Genomic DNA, 25,418 nt, shown 5'->3' with positions numbered 1-25,418 from the left:
GATAAATTGTCTGAAAAACAGGTTGAACAACTATATGGAGTTCTAAATGAATCGGCTGCTTTTTTGCAGAAAAATGAAGAATTATCCTATATTGATTCATTGATTCAAACCATTAATCTCATCCAAGATGAAGATTATGATGGTTATGAACAATTAAGTGAAATAAAGAGTAATTTAGATTTATCTAAATTTTCATCTGAAGATATTAGAAAAGCAATTCAAATGGCAATTTTAACAGCTATTAGAATTGATAATATTCAACCAACTTATCAATTAACTCCAGATACCATTGGAGATATTATTGCGTACTTAATCAGCGTAATTTATCAAAATACTGAAAAATTAAGTATACTTGATCCAGCATTAGGAACAGCTAATTTAATTGAAACTGTTTATTATCAATTAAAACAAGCTAATCCTAAAATGCAAATTGATTTATCTGGAATAGAAAATGATGATGCAATGTTTGAATTAGCTGCACAAAGTTTAGAAATTCAAAAATTATCTAGTGACTTAGTTCATGAAGATTATATTCAAGATGTGGTTATTCCTAAAGTTGATGTAGTAGTTTCTGACTTGCCAGTTGGTTACTATCCAATTGATGAGAATGTAACGAATTTTGAAACTAAAGCTAATACCGGACATTCATATGTTCATCATTTATTAATTGAAAAATCAATGGACAATTTAAAAGATGGTGGATTTGGATTTTTCCTTGTACCTAGTCAATTATTTCAAACAACTGAAGCCAAAGGATTACTTAAATGGATGCAGGGAAATGTTTATTTACAAGGAATGCTAAATTTACCAGCTGAGATTTTTAAAAATAAAAAATCTCAAAAATCAATTTTGATTCTTCAAAAAAATGGTAATGGAATCAACCAAGCTGATCCAATCATGCTGGGTGAATTTCCTTCATTTAAGAAACAAGATGATTTTAAAAAGTTTTTAGATGAAATTAGCGCTTGGGAAAAGCACGAATTAAAATTAATTAAGTAATTAAGGAGATTTATTATATTATGGGAAAATCAATTGCAATTAATGCAGGAAGTTCAACTTTAAAATTTAAACTATACGACATGCCATCCGAAAAAGTTATTGGTAGTGGTGCGATTGAACGAATCGGACTAGGATCATCAGATGTGGAAATTAAATACGATGACGGTAAAAAGTTTGAGGATACCTTAGATATTGATAATCACGAACAAGCAATTCAATTAGTCCTAGATAAATTACTTAGTTTAGATATCATTAAAGACTACAACGAAATTACTGGAGTTGGTCACCGTATTGTTGCCGGTGGTGAAGAATTTACTGATTCCGTAATTATTAATAAGGAAGTCTTAGATAAGATTGAAAGCTTAACTGATTTAGCTCCATTACATCAACCAGCTGCGGTTAAGGGAATTAAAGCTTTCCATAAAATTCTTCCTGATGTAATTAGTGTTGCAGTATTTGATACTTCATTCCATACCACCTTACCAGAAGTTAACTATATTTACAGCGCACCATATGAATATTATGAAAAATATCGTGCTCGTAAATACGGTGCTCATGGTACTAGTTATCGTTACGTATCTCAAAGAGCCGCTGATATGCTTGGCAAACCTCTTGAAGATTTAAAACTAATTGTTTTACACTTGGGTGCGGGTGCCTCAATTGATGCTATAGTAAATGGTAAGTCTTATGATACTTCTATGGGATTTACTCCTCTTGCTGGAATTACTATGGCAACTAGATCTGGTGATATTGATCCTTCTTTATTACAATATGTAATGAAAAAAGAAGGCATTAATGATTTTAACGAAGTAATTGAAATTTTGAATAATAAATCTGGTTTAGTTGGTATATCAGGGGTTTCTGCTGATATGCGTGATATTGAAAAAGTTCAAGATGAAAATCATCGTGCCAAATTAGCCCGTGACATTTTCATTAACCGAATTGTTAGATATATTGGATCATATGTTGCTGAATTGGGTGGCATCGATGCCTTAGTCTTCACTGCCGGAATTGGTGAAAATGATATTACCATTAGACATGATGTTTCTGCTAAATTAGGTTACTTTGGAATTGCAATTGATGATGATAAAAATGATATTCGCGGTGTTGAACGTGACTTATCAAGTGATGATGCTAGTGTAGCTACATTATTAATTCCAACTGATGAAGAACTAATGATTGTTAGAGATATTGAACGCCTAAGTAAATAATCTATAAAGCAACGAAATTATATATTTCGTTGCTTTATTTGTTTATAATTAATTGAGATAGACCTATGAGTTTACGTGAAAGGAATCGGTATAATGGAAAAAATAAGCATTTTACATACAAATGATATTCATTCACATTTAGACAAATGGCCTAGAATTAGGCGATATTTAACAAACGTTAAAGAAAAACTATATCAAAATAATCATTACGATGAAGTTTTAACTTTTGATATTGGGGATGCAATTGATCGAGAACATCCTCTTTCCGAAGCGACCGATGGTAAATACAGTATTAAATTATTGAATGAAATTAATTATGATGGGGTTACTATAGGGAATAATGAAGGAATTACCAATTCACATGAACAATTAAATGATTTATATAACGATGCTAATTTTGATATTATTTTAGCTAATTTAATGGATGGTAAAAACACAATTCCCAGTTGGGCTAAGCCGTATAAAATTATTGAAACGAAACAGCATACTAGAATATTGGTAACTGGTTTAACTTCACCATATGTTGATACTTATAAATATTTAGGATGGAATGTTACCGATCCAATAAACTCATTGGAAAAATTATTAAAGTCACAAAACGGAAACTTTGATATGGTTATTTTATTATCGCATCTAGGTATTACTACTGACCGAAAATTAGCCAAGCGTTTCAGCGATCTAGATATCATAATCGGGGCCCATACTCATCATCTGTTGGTAAATGGTGAAATGGTTAATAATTCACTATTAGCAGCCGCTGGTAAGTGGGGTGAATATATTGGTCAAATTGATTTAGAACTTGAGCATCATAGAATAATTAAAAAAACTGCTAAAGTAGTAGAAACAACAACATTAGAAACAAACTCTGAAGATTTATCTGAAATTAAAAAGTATGTTGATACAGGTGAAAAACTGTTACAACAACATAGATTAGGATTGCTTACTTCACCAATGGAAACTAATTTAATTGGTCCTTCGCGAATAGTAAATGAAAGTCTACATGCTTTAGAAGAATCAACTGGTACGGAGGCTTCCATAATTAATTCCGGATTATTTTTAGATGGTTTACCTATTGGTATTACTGATGAAAATCAAATTCACAAAATTTTACCTCATGCTATGCATCCAATGATTGTGGAGTTAGATGGATATAATCTTTGGCGTATGGTAAAAGAAATGCTTAAAAATAAAAATTTCTTGGTAAAATATCAGCAACAAGGTATGGGATTTAGAGGAAAATATTTTGGTGAATTGAATTTCTTGGGAATTGATTACGATACGAAAAAACAACAATTATTTTGGCATGGTGAATTGGTCTTACCAACTAATCGATATAAGATATCAATGCCTGATCATTATTTATACATTCCATTTTTTCCAACCATTGAAATTATGGGAAAAAATGAAATACTTTATGATCAGACTTTAAGATCAATGTTTGGTAGGTATATTTCCAATCACTATCCTATTGAAAAAGGTGAGTAATATGGATCGAAAAAAGCTTGAAGAATTGATTAGTGAACAAAATGACGGCCGGTTTCCAATGGCTAAAATGTCTCAAGAAAGTGAAACGGAATTATTAATTAATGATCACCGATATTTAATAATTAGTGACGAAAATCATATATTTAATTTTGATGAATTTACTAAAAAATTTAATCCTGCATTAAGTAAGTATGATTATATTGTAGGTGATTTAGGCTATGGTCAGTTAAGATTACAAGGATTTTATGATACTAGTAAGGTGCAGGCTCCGGGACCGTTTATCGATGATCTTCAGACCTATATATATGAAAACTTCAATTTAGGAGCAAAGTATTTTGTTATTCATAATTTAGAAGCTAAAATCTTACCTAAGCGGAGTCGTAATTTTCATAATAGGCATCGTGATAACAATCGAAATTCTAAACGTCACAAGAATACTGATAAAGCTTATATTGATCAAAAAATTACTAAACAAAAAGCCCCTGTTAGTAAAAGAAAAAACAGGGTGGTTAGTGATAAGCAAAATGGTAAACATAAATTTGTAATTAAAGAAAAAAATTCTAAGTAAGGAGAACATTATGAAAAAATATGCTGGATATTTAATTGATTTAGACGGTACAATATATCAAGGAACTCAACAAATTCCTGCCGCTAAACGATTTGTTGAACGGTTGCAGTCTAATAATATTCCTTTTTTATTTGTAACTAATAATTCAACTAAGTCGCCGGAAGATGTAGTGGATAACTTAAAAAATAATCACGATATACAAGTGAATGAAAGTAATGTGTATACTTCATCCCAAGCTACGGCTGACTACTTAAGTGAATATAATAAATTAAGTAATCCCACTGTGTATATAATTGGAGAGAGTGGATTAAAAAATGAAATTTTAAAACAAGGTTTTATTTTTAATGACATTAATCCTGACTATGTCATTGTAGGGTTAGATACTGATTTAACTTATAATAAATTAAAAAAAGCTACGCTAGCGATTCGTAATGGAGCCAAATTTATTGGAACCAATCCGGACTCTAATGTTCCTAGTGAACAAGGTATGATTCCTGGAGCAGGTTCATTAATTCAACTCATTGAATATGCAACGAATGTTTCCCCAATTATTATTGGTAAACCAGAATCAACTGTTTTGAATAATGCTCTTATTAAATTAGGAACTGACCGCGATTTGACATTGGTAGTTGGTGATAATTATCATACTGATATTCAAGCCGCAATTAATAGTAAGATGGACTCGTTACTAGTTTATACTGGATTATCTAAACGAGAAGAGGTAACGGAAGAGTTAGTAGCACCTACTTATGAAATCGATAGCTTAGACGATTGGGAATTATGATAAAAAATATAATTAAATCCTGGATTGTTTTTATTAGTTTTTTATCTTTTTCCATATTTATTACAATTAATAGTATTTGGCTTTATATATGTAGTATAGGTCCCTTAAAGTTAGTTCAAGTTACTGGAGTGAGCAGCAATCACTTAATTAGTGAATATACCAATATAGTTAATTATTTAGAAAATCCATTTTATCATAATTTGAATTTTAAATATTTTACAAGCTCTTATAGTGGAATTTTGCATTTCCAAGATGTTAAAAAACTAGTTATGGTTAATAATTCTATTTTATTAATTACGGTGCCCATATCCTTTTTAATTATAATAAGAATGCTTAATAACCAAAATTTATGTGAATTTATATTACCAATTCGAACTTTAGCTGTCTTTTTGATTTTTTTGTCAGTAATGATGTTTATTAATTTTGATGGAGTGTTTATTGGCTTTCATAAATTATTTTTTAGGAATGATTACTGGATTTTTGATCCAAAGTTAGATCCAATAATTAATGCATTACCAGACAGCTATTTCGCACTATGTTTTGGATTTTGTTTATTAATCTTTATAGTTTTAACTACAATATTATATTTTTATGCTTTAAAGCAAATAAAAAAACACTACTAGGTTTAGTAGTGTTTTTTAAAATGCTCTTACTATTAAAATTATTCCATAGACTAGGAAATATAAACCAACTAAAAATACTAGTGATAAAGCAGAAAAGATTGGCGTGATTAACAAAATAATTCCTAAAATCAATCCGATGACCGAAATAGTTACTGAAAACCAATAGTAGCCTTTATTTTGTTGCTTAAAAAATTTAGAAGCCCATAAATCGGTTGCCGAATCATAAATAAACCAGATAGCAAATAAGATTGCTACAAAGACTGGGCCAAAATTACGGCTAAATAATAATATAATACCAATAATAATATCAGCAATACCATTAAATACAACCATTCCAGTACTTGTATTATCGATATTAGCAATTAAATTTTTTAAAGATAACTCAAATATTCCACCAATAATAGCTAAAATTCCTGCTAATACAATAATAGCCTGGTAGCTAGATATAGGATTTCGTAAAATGGTAATTGATGATAGTACGAATATAATACCTACAATTAATTCAAATAGGTTAAATTTCTTAGTGTATGAATTCATAGTATCGCTCCTTTTAAAAGTTTTCTTTAATAATGGTACAAATCAATGCTAGCATATTGAAAATATATTGGGTTAAAAGACGCCTATAGTTAATGATTAATTGTGAAATAGTTACCAAAAATCGATGGAAATTTATTAAAAATTGTGGTATATTTGTTTTAGATATTAACTTTATTGGGAGAATTAAATGATTACTTTAAATATAAATGGAAACCTTGGCAATCAACAAATTACTTTATCAGATAACTCAGTTGGTCAACTTTCTGGGGTTAGAGTATTTAGCTCATTTACTAGTGGAAGAGACGTCGTTCAATGGACATTTGTAACAATTGGTAATGTTCATGAAGGCTTCGTTTATGCTGGTGATTTCGCTGAAGGTCAAGAAATCTCTTCGATTAATGGAAATACAATATACAAAGTTCACTTTGTAAAATAAATTTTTTAGAGTAAGACTTTAGTTAATTAAAGTCTTTTTATTTTTATGGAGGAAATTATGATAGAAGTTGGAATTGATAAAATCGGATTTTATACTAGTAATTATTATTTGGATGTTGTAGATCTTGCTAAAGCTAGAAATGTTGATCCAAATAAATATCTAATTGGAATAGGTCAAAAAAAACAAGCTGTTATTAATCCAACTCAAGATGCAGTAACAATGGCTGCCAATGCCTCGATTAATTTTTTAACTGAACAAGATAAACAAGATATCAAGATGATTATTTTCGGAACGGAAACGGGAGTAGATAATTCTAAATCGGCAGCAGTTTATTTACAAAACTTATTAGGTATAAATAAGAGCTCTAAGGCCTTTGAAATTAAGCAGGCTTGTTATGGAGCAACTGCTGGTTTACAGATAGCTTGTGATTATGTAAGATTACACCCTGATGATAAGGTCCTAGTAGTCGGATCAGATATTGCCAGATACGGTATTAAAACTCCTGGTGAAATTACTCAAGGTGGTGGGGCAGTATCTATGTTGGTTACTGCCAATCCAGAAATTATTGCTATCAATGAAACAAGTACATTTTATTCAGAAGATATTATGGACTTTTGGCGACCAATTTATAGTAGAAATGCATTGGTTGATGGCCACTATTCTAATGAAATATATTTACAATTCTTCCAAAAAACCTACCATGAATATTTACAACAAACTGGTAAAAAAATTGATGATTTTGCTGCCTTACTATTCCATTTACCATTTACTAAAATGGGAATTAAGGGGCTTAAGTCGATTTTAGATGAAGATAGTGATGAGTATAAGCGTTTATTAGAGCATTTTGAAAACGCTAGAAATTTTAATGCTAATGTAGGGAACCTATATACCGGATCATTATATTTAAGTTTTCTATCATTAATTGCTAACGACCATGGTTTAAAAACTGGTGATTTAATTGGGTTCTTTAGTTATGGTTCTGGTGCCCAAGGCGAATTCTTTAGTGGAAATATAAAAAACATTGATAATGATAAATATCGTTTACCTATTGAAAATATGCTAAGCAAGCGAAAAAAACTAAGTGTTGCTGAGTATGAAAAAATCTATGAAATTACTTTACCTAATGATAATAGTGATTTTGAGTTTGATATTTCTGATGATAAGGCAAGATTTGTCTTAACCGGAAGAAAAAATGGTCATTTAGTCTATGAAGAACAATCGGATCGTATGTTATAATAAAAAAATCATTTACTCATAGCTGGTAATTATTAAGGAGAGAACTCAATGGCTAAAAAAGTATATTTAGCATCACCATTTTTTGATAAGGAACAACTTGAGCGAGTACAACGTGTAGAAGCTGCATTAGCTCAAAATCCTACAGTAAGTTCAGTATTTAGTCCTAGAACCGAACAATTAGAACAATTTGAAGAAGGTACTAAAATTTGGGCAAATGCTATTTTTAAAAATGATATTAATGAATTAGAAGATAGCGACATTATTTTATCTGTTGTGGATTTTGTAGATGATTTTGTTGATAGCGGAACTGCCTTTGAAGTAGGTTATGCAGTGAAAGCTAAAAAACCAATTGTAGTTTTCCATGAAAAAGATAACATTTTAAACTTAATGATTTCAGAAAGTTTAGTGGCTCATCTTACTAAAATTGACGAATTAGTAAATTATGATTTCGATAATTTAAAAGAAATTCCTTATAATGGAAAAATGATTTAAATAAAAAAGAGCTAGCCAATGCTAGCTCTTTTTTATTTAATATTTTTACGATACAATCCGATTACTTTTCCAAGGATACTAACATTGTTTAAGATGATGGGCTCGAATGCATCATTTTCTGGTTGCAATCGATAATAGTCATCTTCTTTGAAAAATCGTTTGCAGGTAGCTTCGTTTTCATCAGTTAGAGCAATCACAATTTCACCATTATTGGCAGTGGATTGCTTCTTAACAATAACATAGTCACCGTTTAATATTCCGCAATTTATCATACTGGTTCCTCTAATTTGAAGCATGAATAATCCGGATTCTTCATTGGCTAAATTAGGTGGCAAGGGGAAAAAACTAGTAGCTTCTTCAACAGCTAAAATTGGTTCACCAGCAGTTACCGTTCCTAACATTGGAATTTTATCCGTGTCTTTAGATATTCCAAGAAATTCAAGACCGGCTTCAGTAACTTCGAGGGCTCTTGGCTTGGCCGGATCCTTTAGGATTAATCCACGTTTCTCTAATCTTGAGAGATGACCATGGACGGTTGAAGTCGAAGACAGGTGGACAGCTTCACCAATTTCACGAACCGTTGGTGGGTAGCCATGTTCGCTAACTTTATCCCATATGTAATTTAAAATTTCAAATTGTTTATTGTGGGGGACTTTGTTCATTTTAATAACCTCATTAATGGAAATTTATTATAATTTAGAATATCATATCAGATAAGGGTTTGCAAACGTGCGTTCGTTAGTAATTGAGATGTTTATATAATAATATTATTTGTTATAATATTTATAAATTAACTTTGAGGAGAAAATTATGACTGATAAAAAAATTGATCAAATAGAAGATAGTGTCATGAAAGAAATCGTTCCTAGAATAAACGAATTAGCTCATAAAGCAAAAGCTGAAGGGCTAACTGAGTTAGAAAAAATTGAACAGGGCGACCTAAGAAAAAAATATCTTGCTCGTTTTAGAGAAAACTTTAAGACACAAGTTGAAATGATCAAAATGTATGATAAGAATGGAAAAGAAATAACTTCTGAAAAAGTTAAAAATATTCAAAGAAAAAAAGGTTTAAGAGACGATTAGTAATTGTTTTTTTAATTGTTCTTTTATTTTCCTTGTATATTGTGTAAAATTAATTAATGATAATGTACAAGGGAGGCCGAATAATTGGCAACTTGGATTTGGATTTTAATAGTTATTTTAGCTTTAGTCCTAGGACTTTTTGGCGGATTTTTCTGGGCAAGAAAATATATGGAAAAATATATTCAAGATAATCCACCGATTGATGAAAACCAATTACGTCAAATGATGCTTCAAATGGGGCAAAAACCATCTCAAAAGAAGCTTAATCAAATGATGAATACAATGAAAAATCAATCAAAGCGTAAAAAATAAATTTTCAAAATAAAAAGGTATCCCTTTGGGATACCTTTTTATTTTGAAACATCTTCATATTTAAAATCAGGATTCACTGACTTATCTAATTTATCAAAAGCAGCTTGCATTTGTTGCTCTAGTTCTTGTTGATATGTATCGTCTAATTTACGTTTACGGTCAACATAAATAGGGTCACCAAACGCAACATAGACCGGTTTTCTACTCAATAGCTTCTTAAAAGTTAAAGGACCTTGATAAACAGTAGGCACTAATGGAACTTTAGAAAGTTGTGCTATTAAATTAGCTCCACCCTTTAATTCACTAGAATGTCTAGTACCAGATGGAAACATAATCAAGGATAAGTCGGTCTTTTTTAATGTTTTAACAGGAGTTTTAATTGCGGATGGACCTGGATGATCTCGATCAACAGGAAAAGCGTTAGCGTTGACTAAGATCCATCGCAAAATAGGGTTTTTAAATAGCTCTTTTTTGGCCATAAAACTAAATTTCTTAGGACTAGCTGCCAAAGCATAGTAAATTGGATCAAACCAAGTTCGGTGTGGACCAACCAAAATGTAATTTCCTTTGGGTAACTTTTCTTTATTTAAATAGTGTGAATTACCATTTATAATAAAAACAATCATTCTTACAATTACTCTAGCAAATGAGTAAAACATACAAATTCCTTCTTTTTAATTGGTATTTGATAATGTTACATTATAATGATAGGATTTGGCAAGTTAATTAAAGAGTAAATAAAGGTAGAAATTATGAATATTGATTTATTAAAAAATGAAAAAATTGATCAACTATATAGTAACAACGTTAAAATCATTCAAAGTACTGAAGTGTTTTCATTTTCATTAGATGCAGTATTACTAGCTGATTTCACCAAAGTTAGTTCAAAAAGAATTAAGAAAATTGTTGATCTATGTGCTGGAAATGGAGCAGTTGGGCTATTTTTAAGCCAGAAAACCGCTGCACAAATAACCGAAATAGAAATTCAACCTCGCTTAGCGGATATGGCTAATCGTAGTATAAAATTAAACGGCTTAGAGAATCAATTTAACGTAATTAATGATGATTTAAGTAAATCTTTGGATTACATAAAAAAGGATTCGGTTGATGTGATTACCTGTAACCCGCCTTACTTTTTAAATTATGATACAAGTAAAAAGAATGACAATGAGTATATGGCAATTGCTAGGCATGAAATAAAAACTAATTTAGACAAGATCATGATGATTTCATCTAGTATGCTAAAAACTAATGGAAAAATGTATGTAGTATTTCGCCCTGATCGTTTATCAGATTTGCTTATAAATATGCGCAAATATCATTTGGAACCTAAACAGATTAAGTTTGTGTATCCACAGCAAGGAAAAAATGCCAATATGGTATTGGTAGAAGCAATTAAAGATGGAAAAATGAATGGATTAAAAATCCTTCCTGAAATTGTTGTTTACGATAATGGATCCTATACAGACTATGTAAATGGTTTAATTTATGGAGAATAAAATTTCTAAGCATTACATGTATGTTATTGAATGTATGGATGGTTCTTTATATACTGGATATAGTTTAGATGTATTTAGAAGATATCAGCAACATGTTGATAAAAAGGGTGCTAAATACACTAAGTCACATCCACCTAAGCGCTTATTGTATTTTGAAGAATTTGATAATAAACATGATGCAATGCATGCTGAATACCAGTTTAAAAAACTAACAAGAAAAAATAAGATTAAATATCTATCTAAAAGGAAAATTTATTTATAATGGTATTTAATATTAATGATTGGAGAGTTTGATTATGAAAATAATGGCCTATGGAATTCGTGATGATGAAAAACCATTTTTAGATCAATGGATTAGTGAAAATACAAATGTAACAGTTGAATCAACTGCAGAATTACTTGATGAAAACACTGCTAAACAAGCTGCAGGTGCTGACGGGGTGGTTGCCTATCAACAAATGCCCTATACAGCAAAGGTGTTAGATACATTAGGTGAATTAGGTGTTAAAAATTTATCATTGAGAAATGTTGGTGTTGATAATATCGATGTAGCAGCGGCTAAACGAAATGATATAAAAGTTACTAACGTACCAGCTTACTCTCCAGAAGCTATAGCTGAATTCACAGTTACTCAGTTATTACGTTTATTGAGAAATACGAATACGTTTGATAGAAAACAAGCTCAAGGAGATTTGAGATGGGCACCAGACATTGCTGATGAACTAAATCAAAAAACTGTTGGTGTTTATGCTACCGGTAGAATTGGTCGAGCAGCCATAAAAATTTATCAAGGATTTGGTGCCAAAGTTATTGCATACGATATTTATCGTAATCCTGAGCTCGATAAACAAGGTATTTATGTTGATACTCCTCAAGAATTATTTAATCAATCTGATGTAATTTCTTTACATGCTCCAGCTACTAAGGAAAATTTCCATATGATAAACGAAAATTCTATTAATCAAATGAAAGATGATGTAATTATTTTAAATCCCGCTCGTGGTGATTTAATTGATACAGATGCTCTAATAAAAGCACTTGATAACGGTAAAGTTAGAGGAGCAGCTTTAGATGTTTATGAAAACGAAGTTGGCGTATTTAATAACGAATTTGATAATTTTGAAGCAATTCCAGATGAACGCTTAAAAAATTTAATGCGTCGAGACAATGTCTTAGTAAGTCCTCATATCGCTTTTTATACTAAAAAGGCAGTGCGAAATATGGTATATTTTGCCATGAATGCCAACAAAGATCTGATTGAAAGTGGTACATCTGACAAATTAGTTGAACTATAAATTTATGCTTGCGATATTAATGAAACTTAGATATACTTTTATAAGTATTGAAATACACACCTAGTGTGATTATCTTAACAGTTGCCAGTATGGTTATTGAGGTAGTTGATCACTAGGGAGGAAAAAACAAATGGAGGCTATATAATGGCTGTTATTTCTATGAAACAATTATTGGAAGCTGGTGTACACTTTGGTCACCAAACTCGTCGCTGGAATCCAAAAATGAAACAATTCATCTTTACTGAACGTAATGGTATCTACATCATTGATTTACAAAAAACTGTTAAATTAATTGATGTTGCTTACAACTATGTAAAAGATGAAGCATCAAAAGATTCAATTTTCTTATTCGTTGGTACTAAAAAACAAGCCCAAGACGCAATTGCTGAAGAAGCAACTCGTGCAGGCCAATTTTATGTAAACCACCGTTGGTTAGGTGGAACTTTAACTAACTGGAATACTATCCAATCACGTGTACGTCGCCTTAAAGAACTTAAAGCAATGGCTACTGATGGAACTTTTGATCGTCTTCCAAAGAAAGAAGTTTCATTACTAATTAAACAACAACAAAAATTAGAACGTTTCTTGGGTGGTATTGAAGATATGCCACGTATCCCAGACGTTATGTTCGTTGTTGACCCACGTAAAGAACAAATTGCTGTTAGTGAAGCACAAAAATTAAACATTCCTATCGTTGCTATGGTTGATACTAACTCAGACCCAGACCAAATTGATGTTATTATCCCATCAAACGATGATGCTATTCGTGCAGTTCGTTTAATTACTGCAAAAATGGCTGATGCTATTATCGAAGGCCGCCAAGGTGAAGATGATGTAAACGAAGAATCATTCGTTGCAGAAGATAGCAAAAACGATTCAATTGAAGAAGTTGTTGAAAACAACGACTAATAAAAATAATTATTAGCATTTAGGCTGACTCAAATTTAGAGGACCGTATTGGCCTTAAATTAAGTCAGCTTTTATTATAATTAAGGAGGCCATAATTATGGCAAATATTTCTGCATCTCAAGTTAAAGAATTACGTGAAAAAACTAGTGTTGGTATGATGGATGCTAAAAAAGCTTTAGTTGCTGCTGATGGTGACTTTGATAAAGCTATTGCATTTTTACGTGAAAAAGGTATTGCAAAAGCTGCTAAAAAAGATGGTAATGTTGCTGCTAACGGTTTAGCACAAGTTGCTGTTCATAATAACGATGCAGCAATTGTTGAAATTAACTCTGAAACTGACTTCGTTTCAACTAATGATACATTTAATGACTTAGTTGATATGGTTACTGATGTAATTGCTATTAAGAAACCTAACTCAATGGAAGGTGCTTTAGCATTACCAACTCCAAAAGGTACTATTAACGATGCAATTATTGAAACAACCCAAATTACTGGTGAAAAAGTTTCTCTACGTCGTTTCGAAGTAGTTAACAAAGATGATAACCAAAACTTTGGTTTCTATTTACACAATGGTGGTTTAATTGCTGCTTTAGTTGTTGTTGAAGGTGCTGATGAAGCTACCGCTAAAGATGTTGCAATGCACGTTGCCGCAACTAACCCAGAATTCTTGGACAAAGACCAAATTTCTAGTGATCGTTTAGCTGAAGAAAAAGAACGTCTTACTCAAGAAGCTCTAAAAGAAGGCAAACCTGCTAATATCGTTGAAAAAATGGTAGACGGCCGTATGCACAAATACTTAGCAGAAATCTGCTTAGTAGACCAACCATTTGTAAAAGATCCAGACCAAACTGTTGGTCAATACGTTGCTTCAAAGAATGGAACTATTAAGAGTTTTGTTCGCTATGAAGTTGGTGAAGGTATTGAAAAAGTTGCTAAGAGTTTCGAAGATGAAGTTCGTAGCCAATTAAAATAATTTTTAATTTAAATAGGGATTGTCCAATTGTAATTGGACAATCCCTATTTTTTGTTAAGAGATTTCAAAGTTATAAGAATTATTGTTGATGTGGCGCAATATATGATAAAATTAGATCTGACTAATTACATGAATTGTAGGAGGCAGTACAATGGCCAACATAAAATATAATCGAATTATTTTAAAATTAAGTGGTGAAGCATTAGCTGGTGATCGCGGAAATGGTATAAATCCGCCGGTTATCAAAGATGTTGCCCAAGAAATTAAAAACATTTATGATCTAGGCATCCAAATTGGTATAATCGTCGGTGGCGGTAATATGTGGCGTGGAGAAGCCGGTGCTGAAATGGGAATGGAACGTGCCCAAGCAGATTATATTGGTATGTTAGGAACTATTATGAATAGTTTAGCTTTACAAGATATCTTAGAATCATTAGGAGTTCCAACAAGGGTCCAAACTTCTATTGAGATGCGTCAAATAGCTGAACCTTACATTAGAAGAAAAGCCGTACGACACTTAGAAAAAGGTCGTGTAGTAATTTTTGCTGGTGGAACTGGTAATCCATACTTCTCAACTGATACTGCGGCAGCATTAAGAGCAGCTGAAATTGGAGCGGATGCAATCTTAATGGCCAAAAATGGAGTCGATGGAATTTACTCAGCAGATCCTAGAACTAATGAAGATGCAGTTAAGTATGATAAATTAACTTATATGGATATTTTGAATAAAGGACTTAAAGTAATGGACTCAACCGCTAGTTCATTATCAATGGATAATAAAATTCCATTAGTAGTATTTAATTTAAATGAAGCTGGTAATATTAAAAAGGTTGTAACTGGTGATACTATCGGAACAACTGTTGAGGAGAAGTAATTATGGCACAATCAGAAACTATTATAAATGATGCTAAAGAAAGAATGAAAAAAGCAGAAGAGGCATTGAATCGCGACCTAGGTGGAATTCGTGCTGGACGAGCAAATGCAAGTTTATTAAACCGAGTAATGGTCAATTACTATGGGGTTCCTACTCCGTTAACTCAGATTGCATCAATTACTATTCCGGAAGCTCGTGTGATCTTAGTGACACCGTACGATAAAACTGCTTTAGAAGATATTGAAAAAGGAATTTATGAAGCTGATTTAGGTTTAAACCCGGCAAATGATGGATCGGCTATTAGATTAGTTGTTCCAGTTTTAACAGAGGAAAGACGTAAGGAAATTGCTAAACAAGTTAAGGCATCTGGTGAAAGAAGTAAAGTAGCCATTCGTAATATTCGTCGTGATGCTATGGATTCTGTTAAAAAGAGTAATAAAAATGATGAATTAACTGATGATCAATTACATGATGCTGAGGAAAAAATTCAAAAAGTAACTGATGCTTCAATTAAGAATGTTGATAAACAAGTTGCTGATAAAGAAGCTGAAATTATCAACGACTAAAGGAGATTTTAGTATGGCAAATGAAAATGAAAATTTCGAGGTAGTACCAGGATCAGAAGAATTTTCTAAAATGCTTTTTAAACTAAACGAACCATTAAATGATAGAAATTTAAGTATCTTAAACTACGGTGGTAATTCGTTACAAGAAATTCAAGATAATTTGTTTACGATGCCCGCTTATATTGCAGATAATTTTAATTTATTTTTTATTGTTTCACCATTGATTGAATCTGACTGGGTAATTGCATTTTCAACTGCAACTATTGAAAATGGTAATGAAATTACTGATTTATCAGAACCAATGACTACTGGTGAAGGGCTAAATATGTTAGGTGAAGTTAGCCCTGAAGATGCAAACCAATTATTAAAATATTTTAATACATTAGTTGAAGCCAATCGTGGTCAATGGCGAATGGTAGAAAAAAACTAAGGTTTAGAATTGTTCGTTATTAGGGATGAGTTTAAAACCTCATCCTTTATTTTTTAACATGAGAAGGTGAAAAAATGTTTTTAAATTCTAAAGAATCAATTTCTCTAGATGTTAACAATGTTCCTAAGCATGTCGCCATTATTATGGATGGTAACGGTCGTTGGGCTCAAAAACGACATTTGCCAAGAATTGCCGGCCATAAAAAAGGTATGAATGTAGTAGAGGATGTAACCATTGCTGCTAGTGAGATTGGAGTTAAGGTCCTAACATTATATGCATTCTCGACTGAAAATTGGAAGCGTCCTGAAGATGAAGTTAATTACATAATGAGCTTACCCGAAAAATTCTTTGATAAATTTGTACCTAAATTAATTGAAAATAATGTTTCGGTTAGAGTTATGGGATTAATTGATCAATTACCAGCAAGTACAAAAAAAGCTGTTGATGATGCGGTATCTAAAACTAGTCACTGTACAGGAATGATTTTAAATTTTGCGCTCAATTATGGTAGTCGGATGGAAATCACTGATGCAGTTAAAAAGATTTCTCAACAAGTCAAAGATAACCAACTATTACCTAGTGAAATTGACGAAAAAATTATTGATGCAAATCTAATGACTGGGTATTTAGAAGAACTATCAGATCCTGATGTGGTTATTAGAACTAGTGGTGAAGAACGCATTTCTAACTTTTTGTTATGGCAAATTGCTTATAGCGAGTTTATATTCACGGATATCTTATGGCCTGATATAACTAAGAATAGTTTTTTAAATCTAATTTTGGAATATCAATCAAGAAATCGACGCTTTGGTGGATTAAAAAATAAATAGTTAAGGGTAGGGATTGCATTTGAAACAAAGAACGATCACAGCAATTATTGCATTAATAATATTTATTCCAATAATAATAGCTGGTGGTATTTGGATAGATATTGCAGCGATGGTATTAGGAATTGTTGCAATGTCTGAATTACTAATTATGAAAAAAAAGATAGTTGTTTCGTTTGAATCAATTATTTCTTATTTGGGGGTTAGTGTCTTAATTCTGCCAACTTTATGGCAAAATATTTTACCAAAAGGCGTTAGTCCAACATTTTTATTTTATATTTTTGTAATGATTTTATTAATTATTACAGTAGTTTCAAAGAACTTGTATTCATTTGATGATGCCGGAGTAACTACTTTAGGTATGCTTTATATTGGTATGGGATTCCACTTTTTTATTGTAGCTAGAAGTATTTCCTTATATGTATTATTGTATGCCTTATTTATTGTTTGGTTAACCGATAGCGGTGCTTATATCTTTGGCAAGCGTTTTGGCAAACATAAATCATCTCCAAAAATTAGTCCTAACAAAACATGGGAAGGCTCAATTTACGGTACTATAGCTGCTACAATTTTATGTATGGTTTGGTTATCATTTTTCCCTATTACTGGATATTCATTTTTACAAATGCTTATTATGACAATTATTTTATCAATTGTTGGGCAGTTCGGTGACTTAGTAGAATCTGCTTTTAAACGATTTTATGGAGTTAAAGATTCAGGTAAAATTTTACCAGGACATGGTGGAATTCTAGACCGTTTTGATAGTTTACTATTTGTTTTACCGGTTTTACACCTGTTAGGAGTTATTTAAATCGAAAGGGGGTAATAATTTGATAACGACTATCATTGTTTTTATCATTGTGTTTGGAATCTTGGTAGTGTTTCATGAATTTGGTCACTATATTGTTGCTAAAAAATCTGGTATTATGGTTCGCGAGTTTTCAATCGGAATGGGACCAAAATTATTCTACTATCGTAAAAAAGGAACGACTTATACAGTTAGACTATTACCAATTGGTGGTTATGTTAGAATGGCTGGCGGTAGTGATGATGAAGAAGAAATTAAACCAGGGACACCTGTAACCTTGAAATTAAACGATCAAAACATTGTTACTAATATCAATACCAGTAAAAAGCAAACGTTATTCCAGGGAATCCCACTAATTATTACTTCAACTGATTTAGAAAAAGATTTATGGGTTGAAGGATATGAAAACGGGGATGAATCTACTGTTAAAAGATATTCGGTGGATCATGATGCGATAATTATCGAAGAAGATGGAACCGAAGTCCAAGTAGCACCAATTGATGTCCAATTAGGATCAGCTTCCTTACCCAAAAGAATGTTAACTAACTTTGCTGGAGTATTTAACAATTTTGTGTTAGCTATTGTAGTTTATACAATTTTGTCATTTGTTCAAGGTGGGGTATTAACTAACACTAACAAAGTTGATGTTTTACCAACTGATTCTATTGCTAAGGATGCTGGTATTCGATCGGGAGATAAAATACTATCAGTAAATAATCATCAAACTGATAATTGGACAGAGATTGCTCAGCAAATTCAACCTAATGCTGGTAAAAAAATTAACGTAAAAATTCAAAGAGATAATTCGACTAAAGAATTGAGCTTAACCCCTAAAAAACAAAAATCCGGTGAAAATACCATTGGAGTAATTGGAATCACGCAAAGTCTCGATCATAGCTTTAAAGCTAAAATCCTTTCTGGGTTTACTCAAAGCTGGGAAATGACTAAGCGATTAGTCTTAGCTATTGCTAGCATGTTTAGTGGTCACTTTAGTCTCAATGATTTAGGTGGCCCAGTTGCCATTTTTGCAACCACTTCTCAAGCTACTAAATTTGGACTAACTGGAGTCCTTAGCTTTTTAGCATTCTTATCATTAAACTTAGGGATTGTTAACTTAATACCTATTCCTGGATTAGATGGTGGGAAATTAGTATTAAATATAATTGAAGCAATTCGCAGAAAACCAATTTCAGAAAATACCGAAACAGTGATTACACTGATTGGTTTTGGTTTCTTAATGTTACTAATAGTATTAGTAACTTGGAACGATATTCAGCGATACTTTTTACATTAAAATAAGGAGTCATTATATTAACTATGAAACAATCTAAAATTTTAGCACCAACTCTTAAAGAAGTTCCAAGTGGAGCTGAAGCTCTTAGTCACCAAATGCTACTTAGAGCGGGATACATTCGTCAAATATCAGCTGGTATGTACGCTTACTTACCATTAGCATATCGTGTACTAGCCAACATTCAAAAAATTGTTAGAGAAGAAATGGTTACAACTGATGCCCAAGAAATGTTAATGCCAGATGTTTTACCAGCTGACTTATGGCGTGAATCAGGACGTTATGAAACTTATGGTCCCGAACTATTTAAATTTAAAAATCGTCATGAAACTGATTTTATCTTAGGACCAACTCATGAAGAAACCTTTACTCAACTAATTCGTGATTCAATTAAATCGTACAAACAATTACCATTATCACTATATCAAATCCAAAGTAAGTATCGAGATGAAGATCGTCCCCGTTACGGACTATTAAGAAGTCGTGAATTTATCATGAAAGACGCATATTCATTTGCTGCGAGCGAAGATGATCTTGACATGACTTATCAATTAATGGAAAAGGCTTATACTAATATTTTTGATAGAATTGGTTTAAATTATCGTGTCATTATTGGTGATGGTGGTGCTATGGGAGGCTCAGATTCTAAAGAGTTTTCAGCTATTGCTAAAATTGGTGAAGATACGATTGTTTATTCAGATGGTAGTGATTATTCAGCTAACCTAGAAATGGCTACTAGCCAATTTATTAGTAAAGATTCAACTGAAAAATTACAAGAGTTAAACAAAGTTGCCACTCCAGATGCTAAAACTGTTGAAGAAGTTTCACAAGTATTAGATATTCCATCTGAAAATATTTTAAAATCAATTCTATTTATTGCTGATGATCAACCCGTATTGGCAGTTGTTCGTGGTACTGATGAAATTAATGATGTAAAATTAAAAAATTATTTGGATGCTAACTTCTTGGATATGGCTACTGATGATCAAGCTAAACAATTTTTAAATGCTAGTTTCGGATCTCTAGGACCAGTCGGAGTTGATGAACAAGTAAAAATTATAATTGATCAAAATGTTGATAATATGGTTAATTCAGCAGCTGGTGCTAATGAAGATGGTTATCATTATCTAAATGTTAATCGGGATCGTGACTTTAGAGTTGATGGTGTCACTGATATTACTTTAGTAAAAGAAGGCCAACCATCTCCTGACGGTAAAGGTAAATTAGTATTTACTCGAGGAATTGAAATCGGACATATCTTTAAATTGGGTACTAGATACTCTGAAAGTCTAGGAGCTAATATATTAGATTCTAACGGAAGAAGTACTCCAATTATTATGGGATCATATGGTATTGGAATTAGTCGTTTATTATCTGCTATTAGTGAACAAAATGCTGATGAAAATGGTTTAGTTTGGCCACTTTCAGTTGCTCCATATATTTTCCATATTATTCCAGTTAATGCTAAAAACTCAGAACAAATGGATGCAGCCAACGATTTAGAAAATCAATTAAGTAATTTAGGATATGATGTATTGGTTGATGATCGTAAAGAACGAGCTGGAGTTAAATTTGCTGATTCAGATCTAATTGGAATTCCTGTCAGAATAACAGTTGGTAAACAAATTAGTGAAGGTATAGTTGAAATTAAAATCCGAAAAACTGGTGAAGTGATTGAATCATCTATTACGGACCTAATTGATAATATTAAAAATCTACTATCTAAAATTGCATAGTTGAAATAATCTTTCGATACTGTAAAATAGATAGAGATGAATTGAGTTTTAGAACCGAGAATTTTCTCGGTTTTTTTGTTTAATGATGTATAGGAGGATTGAATAAATTGGATATTGGAAACACTGAGCTATTTAAAAAATTATTATCTCAAATTAGATGGGATGATGATTTAGCAAAAAATAAATACTTCCAAGCTGCCGAAGTAAATAAAATAGTTATCCATGAAAAAAGTAGACAATGGCAATTTAATATTACAACTAACCAAATCCTACCTTATCCAATACTGGAAAAGTTCAAGCAAAAGACTACCGCAGCGTTTTCTGATATTGCCCAGGTTACAATAAGAATCCAGGCAAAGGATTCTACGTTTAGTCAAGAAATATTGCAAGAATACTGGCAAGCAGCGGTTAAAAATAGTGGCGCAGGTTTACCGATGGCAAAAGAACTTTATGATAATCGTTTTCCATATTTGTCTAATCGACGAGTTGAATTTGCGGTTGAAAATGAAGTCATTAAAAATTTTTTGGTATCTAAACTATTAGGATCAATTGAAGAATTTTATCAACAAGCCGGTTTCCCAAAGTTTAGTATTCATACGGTCATTGATGAAGACCTATCTAAGGAAAAAATTGATACCTTCAATCAAATTAATGAACTTAACAATTTAGAAATTCAGAAAAAAGCCACAGAAATTATCTCAAATAATCATAGTGTATCTCAGTCTAATGATAGTAGGCCTCAAATCGGTAAAAAAATCAAAAATGATTTACCAACAATGCCTCTATCAGATATTTTAGATGAAGAACGCTCAATTATAGTTGAGGGGTATATTTTTAATAAAGAAATTAGAGAATTACGTTCAGGTAGAAAGCTGTTAATGCTTAAAATAACTGACTATACTTCTTCAATTCAAGTTAAAAAATTCTCTAATAAAGGCGAAGACGAATTATTTGATCAAATTAATGAAGGCGATTGGGTTAAGGTTAGGGGAAATGTCCAAGAAGACAATTATTCTCATGAATTAACTTTAAATGCCAATGATATCAATTTAATCAAAAAAGAAAGTCGTAAAGATACGGCTGAAGATGGTAAGAAAAGAATTGAACTACATCTTCATACTACAATGAGTCAAATGGATGCCACGAATAATATATCTGATTTTGTTAAACAAGCTAAAAAATGGGGACATGAAGCAATTGCTATTACTGACCATGCGGGAGTTCAAGGATTCCCAGATGCCTTCCATGCAGCGGAAAAAAATGACATTAAAATGATATATGGAGTGGAAGCTAACCTAGTAGATGATGGAATTCCCATTACCTATAATGATCAACATGTTCCACTAAAGGATGCAGTTTATGTAGCTTTTGATATTGAAACTACTGGTTTATCAGCCATCTATGATAAAGTAATTGAGCTTTCTGCGGTTAAAATTCAAAATAATAATGTTATCGGTGAGTTTGAAGAATTCATTGATCCAGGATTTCATTTATCTGATCAAACTACTAACCTTACTTCTATAACTGATGAAATGGTACGAGGATCTAAAAGTGAAAAAGAAGTTTTTGAACTGTTTAGAGAGTTTTATGGAGATGCTATTCTAGTAGGACATAACGTTACTTTTGATGCGGGATTTTTAAACACAGGTTATGAACGATACGATTTAGAAAAAATCAGTAATCCAATTATTGATACTTTAACCTTAGCACGCTTCTTATATCCACATTTAAAAGGTTATCGTTTAAATACTTTGGCTAAAAAATTTGATGTTGTTTTAGAGCACCATCATAGAGCGATTTATGATGCGGAAACAACTGGACATTTGAATTATCTATTTTTAAAGGATGCTAACAAGCAATATGGAATCGAATATCTTGATCAATTAAATGACCATATGACGGATAATGATTCCTATAAGCATTCAAGACCTAGTCACGCAATCCTACTAGCTAAAAATCAAACTGGTTTAAAAAACATGTTTAAATTAGTTTCGATGTCAAATGTAGACTATTATTACCGAGTTCCTAGAATTCCAAGAAGTGTTCTAGAAGAATATCGTGAAGGCCTTTTAGTAGGTTCTGCTTGTGCAAATGGGGAAGTCTTTACTTCAATGATGCAAAAAGGTGCGGAAGAAGCTATTCAAAAAGCTAAATTTTATGACTATATAGAAATTCAGCCCAAAGCAGCTTATGAATCACTTATTGAGCAGGAACTAATTAAGGATGAAAATAATCTAGAAGAAATCTTAACTAATATGGTTAAGTTAGGAGAACACTTAGATAAACCGGTAGTTGTTACAGGTGATGTTCATTTCTTGGATGCTCATGACTATATTTATCGTAAAATTTTAATCAATTCTCAAGGTGGAGCTAATCCATTGAACCGTACGATTTTACCCGATTTACATTTTAGAACTACTGATGAACTCTTAGACGATTATAGTTTTTTAGGAGAATCAAAAGCTTTTGAAATAGTAGTAGAAAATACTCATGTTATTGCTGATCAAATCGATGAAGTATCACCATTAAAGGACAAATTATATACTCCTAAAATGGACGGTGCGGAGGACGAAATACAAAATCGTACAATGGATACAGCCCATCAAATGTATGGTGAAACTCTACCTGAAATTGTTGAACAACGTTTGGAAAAAGAATTAAAAAGTATTATTGGAAATGGATTCTCTGTAATTTATTTAATTGCTCAAAGACTAGTAGCCAAGAGTAACAAAGATGGATACTTGGTAGGTTCACGTGGATCAGTTGGATCCAGTTTAGTTGCCACTTTAACGGGAATTACAGAAGTTAATCCATTGCCACCACATTATCGTTGTCCGCAATGTCAATATAGTGAGTTCTTTACAAAAGGAGAATATAGTTCAGGATATGATTTACCAACTAAGGAGTGTCCTAAGTGTGGAACGGAATTAATTGGAGATGGACATGATATTCCTTTTGAAACTTTCCTAGGCTTTACCGGTAATAAGGTTCCAGATATTGATTTAAACTTCTCGGGAGATTATCAACCAATTGCCCATAACTATACGAAAGTATTATTCGGTGAAGAAAATGTATTCCGAGCGGGAACAATTGGTACTGTTGCCGATAAAACGGCCTATGGTTATGTAAAAGCCTACGAGCGCGATACTGAGCAAATATTTAGGCAAGCAGAAGAAGATCGCTTAGCTAAGGGAGCGACAGGAGTTAAACGAACGACTGGACAACACCCGGCAGGAATTATTGTTGTTCCTGATTATATGGATATTTATGACTTTACTCCAATTCAATATCCGGCTGATGATCAAAGTGCTGCTTGGAAAACTACGCATTTTGATTTCCATTCCATTCACGATAACATTTTAAAGATTGATATCTTAGGACATGATGATCCAACAATGATTATAATGCTCCAAGACCTATCAGGAATTGATCCAAAATCTATTCCAATGGATGATCCCGGGGTTATGTCATTATTTTCTAGTCCCGAAATTTTAGGAGTAACTGAGGAACAAATCCAATCAAAAACTGGTACTTTAGGTGTTCCAGAATTTGGAACTCGGTTTGTTCGGGGGATGTTAGAAGAAACTCATCCGAAAAACTATTCTGAACTTTTACAAATATCAGGATTATCACATGGTACGGATGTTTGGATTGGAAATGCCGATGAGTTAATTAAAAATGGAACAGCAACTATCGCTAATGTAATTGGTTGTCGTGATAATATTATGACGGATTTGATTCATTGGGGATTAGATTCCGAACTGGCCTTTCAAATTATGGAACACGTCCGTAAAGGAAAGGGTATCCCTGATGACTGGCAGGTCAAAATGCGGGAGGCGGATATTCCTGAGTGGTATATTGAATCATGTCTTAAAATTAAATACATGTTCCCAAGGGCTCATGCGGCTGCCTATATTTTGATGGCCTTAAGAATCGCTTACTTCAAGGTATATTTCCCATTAGTATACTACGCAGCTTATTTCTCAGTTCGGGCTGATGATTTTGATATCGTCTCCATGTGTCGTGGAAAAGATGGTATCAAAAATGCTATGAAGGAAATTAATGATAAGGGTATGGAAGCATCCACTAAAGAGAAAAATTTATTAACAGTTTTAGAAATTGCTAATGAAATGGTCGAACGTGGATTCGAATTTAAGATGGTTGATTTAGATAAATCCGATGCTAGTGAATGGCTAATTGATGGAAATACATTGATTGCTCCCTTTGATTCAGTACCTAGTTTGGGATTGAACGTTGCTAAGCAAATTGTAGCTGCCAGAGAGGATCGACCTTTTATTTCTAAGGAAGATTTAAGTAAACGAGGTAAAGTTTCAAAATCATTAATTGATTTTATGACTGAAAATGGCGTACTAAATGATCTACCTGATGAAAATCAACTTAGTTTATTCGATATGATGTAATAAGTTAAGCAATTATTATAAAA

Annotated in this window: 27 protein-coding genes; 24 read left to right on the top strand and 3 right to left on the bottom strand. The window is 32.1% G+C overall.

The window, feature by feature from the left end:
- The first annotated feature begins 6 nt into the window (after positions 1–6).
- The 6 genes from LHL71_RS03805 to LHL71_RS06480 all read left to right on the top strand — a co-directional run bounded on the left by LHL71_RS03805 (position 7) and on the right by LHL71_RS06480 (position 5,670).
- Complete coding sequence (locus LHL71_RS03805) at positions 7–999, top strand: class I SAM-dependent methyltransferase (RefSeq protein ID WP_227360497.1); 993 nt, start codon at positions 7–9, stop codon at positions 997–999.
- A gap of 20 nt (positions 1,000–1,019) precedes the next feature.
- On the top strand, positions 1,020–2,210 hold the full coding sequence (locus LHL71_RS03800) for an acetate/propionate family kinase (RefSeq protein ID WP_227360496.1): 1,191 nt from the start codon (positions 1,020–1,022) through the stop codon (positions 2,208–2,210).
- Between the two features lie 90 nt (positions 2,211–2,300).
- Complete coding sequence (locus tag LHL71_RS03795) at positions 2,301–3,695, top strand: bifunctional metallophosphatase/5'-nucleotidase (protein ID WP_227361608.1); 1,395 nt, start codon at positions 2,301–2,303, stop codon at positions 3,693–3,695.
- Between the two features lies 1 nt (position 3,696).
- The gene (locus tag LHL71_RS03790) at positions 3,697–4,263 is read left to right on the top strand and encodes a YutD-like domain-containing protein (protein ID WP_227360495.1); all 567 of its coding nucleotides are present in this window, start codon (positions 3,697–3,699) and stop codon (positions 4,261–4,263) included.
- Between the two features lie 10 nt (positions 4,264–4,273).
- Positions 4,274–5,047: a TIGR01457 family HAD-type hydrolase gene (locus LHL71_RS03785; RefSeq protein WP_227360494.1), complete on the top strand. Its 774-nt coding sequence runs from the start codon at positions 4,274–4,276 to the stop codon at positions 5,045–5,047.
- Complete coding sequence (locus LHL71_RS06480) at positions 5,044–5,670, top strand: TIGR01906 family membrane protein (RefSeq protein ID WP_227360493.1); 627 nt, start codon at positions 5,044–5,046, stop codon at positions 5,668–5,670. The genes LHL71_RS03785 and LHL71_RS06480 overlap by 4 nt, the downstream gene beginning before the upstream one ends.
- 15 nt (positions 5,671–5,685) lie before the next feature.
- Here the strand turns inward: LHL71_RS06480 and LHL71_RS03775 are convergent, their stop codons facing one another.
- Positions 5,686–6,207, bottom strand: coding sequence for a DUF308 domain-containing protein (locus LHL71_RS03775; protein WP_227360492.1), 522 nt, complete (start codon positions 6,205–6,207; stop codon positions 5,686–5,688).
- 187 nt (positions 6,208–6,394) lie between these two features.
- On the opposite strand from LHL71_RS03775, the gene LHL71_RS03770 reads away from it, so the two are divergent.
- The 3 genes from LHL71_RS03770 to LHL71_RS03760 are packed head-to-tail and all read left to right on the top strand — an operon-like array spanning position 6,395 to position 8,371.
- On the top strand, positions 6,395–6,643 hold the full coding sequence (locus LHL71_RS03770; protein WP_227360491.1) for a hypothetical protein: 249 nt from the start codon (positions 6,395–6,397) through the stop codon (positions 6,641–6,643).
- A gap of 60 nt (positions 6,644–6,703) precedes the next feature.
- Positions 6,704–7,879, top strand: coding sequence for a hydroxymethylglutaryl-CoA synthase (locus LHL71_RS03765; RefSeq protein WP_227361607.1), 1,176 nt, complete (start codon positions 6,704–6,706; stop codon positions 7,877–7,879).
- Positions 7,880–7,927: 48 nt separating this feature from the next.
- A complete protein-coding gene (locus LHL71_RS03760) occupies positions 7,928–8,371 on the top strand; it encodes a nucleoside 2-deoxyribosyltransferase (RefSeq protein WP_227360490.1) in 444 nt (147 codons plus the stop codon).
- 32 nt (positions 8,372–8,403) lie between these two features.
- On the opposite strand, the gene lexA is transcribed toward LHL71_RS03760, so the two are convergent.
- Positions 8,404–9,033 carry a transcriptional repressor LexA gene (gene lexA / locus LHL71_RS03755; RefSeq protein ID WP_227360489.1) on the bottom strand — a complete coding sequence of 210 codons (630 nt, stop codon included), beginning with the start codon at positions 9,031–9,033 and terminating at the stop codon, positions 8,404–8,406.
- A 187-nt stretch (positions 9,034–9,220) separates the two neighbouring features.
- Between lexA and LHL71_RS03750 the strand changes: the two genes are divergently transcribed.
- Both LHL71_RS03750 and LHL71_RS03745 read left to right on the top strand, forming a co-directional pair.
- A complete protein-coding gene (locus LHL71_RS03750; RefSeq protein WP_430689985.1) occupies positions 9,221–9,454 on the top strand; it encodes a DUF896 domain-containing protein in 234 nt (77 codons plus the stop codon).
- Between the two features lie 84 nt (positions 9,455–9,538).
- Positions 9,539–9,766, top strand: a complete 228-nt coding sequence (locus LHL71_RS03745) for a YneF family protein (protein ID WP_227360488.1) — start codon at positions 9,539–9,541, stop codon at positions 9,764–9,766.
- 38 nt (positions 9,767–9,804) lie between these two features.
- On the opposite strand, the gene LHL71_RS03740 is transcribed toward LHL71_RS03745, so the two are convergent.
- Positions 9,805–10,425, bottom strand: a complete 621-nt coding sequence (locus tag LHL71_RS03740) for a lysophospholipid acyltransferase family protein (protein ID WP_227360487.1) — start codon at positions 10,423–10,425, stop codon at positions 9,805–9,807.
- A 93-nt stretch (positions 10,426–10,518) separates the two neighbouring features.
- On the opposite strand from LHL71_RS03740, the gene LHL71_RS03735 reads away from it, so the two are divergent.
- The 13 genes from LHL71_RS03735 to LHL71_RS03675 all read left to right on the top strand — a co-directional run bounded on the left by LHL71_RS03735 (position 10,519) and on the right by LHL71_RS03675 (position 25,395).
- On the top strand, positions 10,519–11,265 hold the full coding sequence (locus LHL71_RS03735; RefSeq protein WP_227360486.1) for a tRNA1(Val) (adenine(37)-N6)-methyltransferase: 747 nt from the start codon (positions 10,519–10,521) through the stop codon (positions 11,263–11,265).
- Complete coding sequence (locus LHL71_RS03730) at positions 11,255–11,527, top strand: GIY-YIG nuclease family protein (protein WP_227360485.1); 273 nt, start codon at positions 11,255–11,257, stop codon at positions 11,525–11,527. Before LHL71_RS03735 ends, LHL71_RS03730 begins: the two co-directional genes overlap by 11 nt.
- A gap of 34 nt (positions 11,528–11,561) precedes the next feature.
- Positions 11,562–12,560 (top strand): D-2-hydroxyacid dehydrogenase, encoded by a 999-nt coding sequence (locus LHL71_RS03725; RefSeq protein WP_227360484.1) that lies wholly within the window; start codon positions 11,562–11,564, stop codon positions 12,558–12,560.
- A gap of 144 nt (positions 12,561–12,704) precedes the next feature.
- Positions 12,705–13,469 (top strand): 30S ribosomal protein S2, encoded by a 765-nt coding sequence (gene rpsB, locus LHL71_RS03720; RefSeq protein WP_227360483.1) that lies wholly within the window; start codon positions 12,705–12,707, stop codon positions 13,467–13,469.
- A 97-nt stretch (positions 13,470–13,566) separates the two neighbouring features.
- Positions 13,567–14,442 (top strand): translation elongation factor Ts, encoded by an 876-nt coding sequence (gene tsf, locus LHL71_RS03715; RefSeq protein WP_227360482.1) that lies wholly within the window; start codon positions 13,567–13,569, stop codon positions 14,440–14,442.
- Between the two features lie 151 nt (positions 14,443–14,593).
- Complete coding sequence (gene pyrH, locus LHL71_RS03710) at positions 14,594–15,316, top strand: UMP kinase (protein ID WP_227360481.1); 723 nt, start codon at positions 14,594–14,596, stop codon at positions 15,314–15,316.
- A 2-nt stretch (positions 15,317–15,318) separates the two neighbouring features.
- A complete protein-coding gene (gene frr / locus LHL71_RS03705) occupies positions 15,319–15,882 on the top strand; it encodes a ribosome recycling factor (RefSeq protein WP_227360480.1) in 564 nt (187 codons plus the stop codon).
- A 13-nt stretch (positions 15,883–15,895) separates the two neighbouring features.
- Positions 15,896–16,312 (top strand): hypothetical protein, encoded by a 417-nt coding sequence (locus LHL71_RS03700; protein WP_227360479.1) that lies wholly within the window; start codon positions 15,896–15,898, stop codon positions 16,310–16,312.
- Between the two features lie 74 nt (positions 16,313–16,386).
- Complete coding sequence (gene uppS, locus LHL71_RS03695) at positions 16,387–17,142, top strand: undecaprenyl pyrophosphate synthase (protein WP_227360478.1); 756 nt, start codon at positions 16,387–16,389, stop codon at positions 17,140–17,142.
- Positions 17,143–17,161: 19 nt separating this feature from the next.
- Positions 17,162–17,950 (top strand): phosphatidate cytidylyltransferase, encoded by a 789-nt coding sequence (locus tag LHL71_RS03690; protein WP_227360477.1) that lies wholly within the window; start codon positions 17,162–17,164, stop codon positions 17,948–17,950.
- 19 nt (positions 17,951–17,969) lie between these two features.
- Entirely contained in the window at positions 17,970–19,241 is a 1,272-nt protein-coding gene (rseP, locus tag LHL71_RS03685; protein ID WP_227360476.1) for an RIP metalloprotease RseP, read from the top strand.
- A 23-nt stretch (positions 19,242–19,264) separates the two neighbouring features.
- A complete protein-coding gene (locus LHL71_RS03680; RefSeq protein ID WP_227360475.1) occupies positions 19,265–20,974 on the top strand; it encodes a proline--tRNA ligase in 1,710 nt (569 codons plus the stop codon).
- 107 nt (positions 20,975–21,081) lie between these two features.
- A complete protein-coding gene (locus LHL71_RS03675) occupies positions 21,082–25,395 on the top strand; it encodes a PolC-type DNA polymerase III (protein ID WP_227360474.1) in 4,314 nt (1,437 codons plus the stop codon).
- Positions 25,396–25,418 lie beyond the last annotated feature (23 nt).

The sequence above is a fragment of the Lentilactobacillus laojiaonis genome (assembly GCF_020616595.1).
Taxonomy (GTDB): domain Bacteria; phylum Bacillota; class Bacilli; order Lactobacillales; family Lactobacillaceae; genus Lentilactobacillus; species Lentilactobacillus laojiaonis.
Note: the sequence above shows the minus strand (reverse complement) of the source record. Positions and strands in the feature narration are given on the sequence as shown.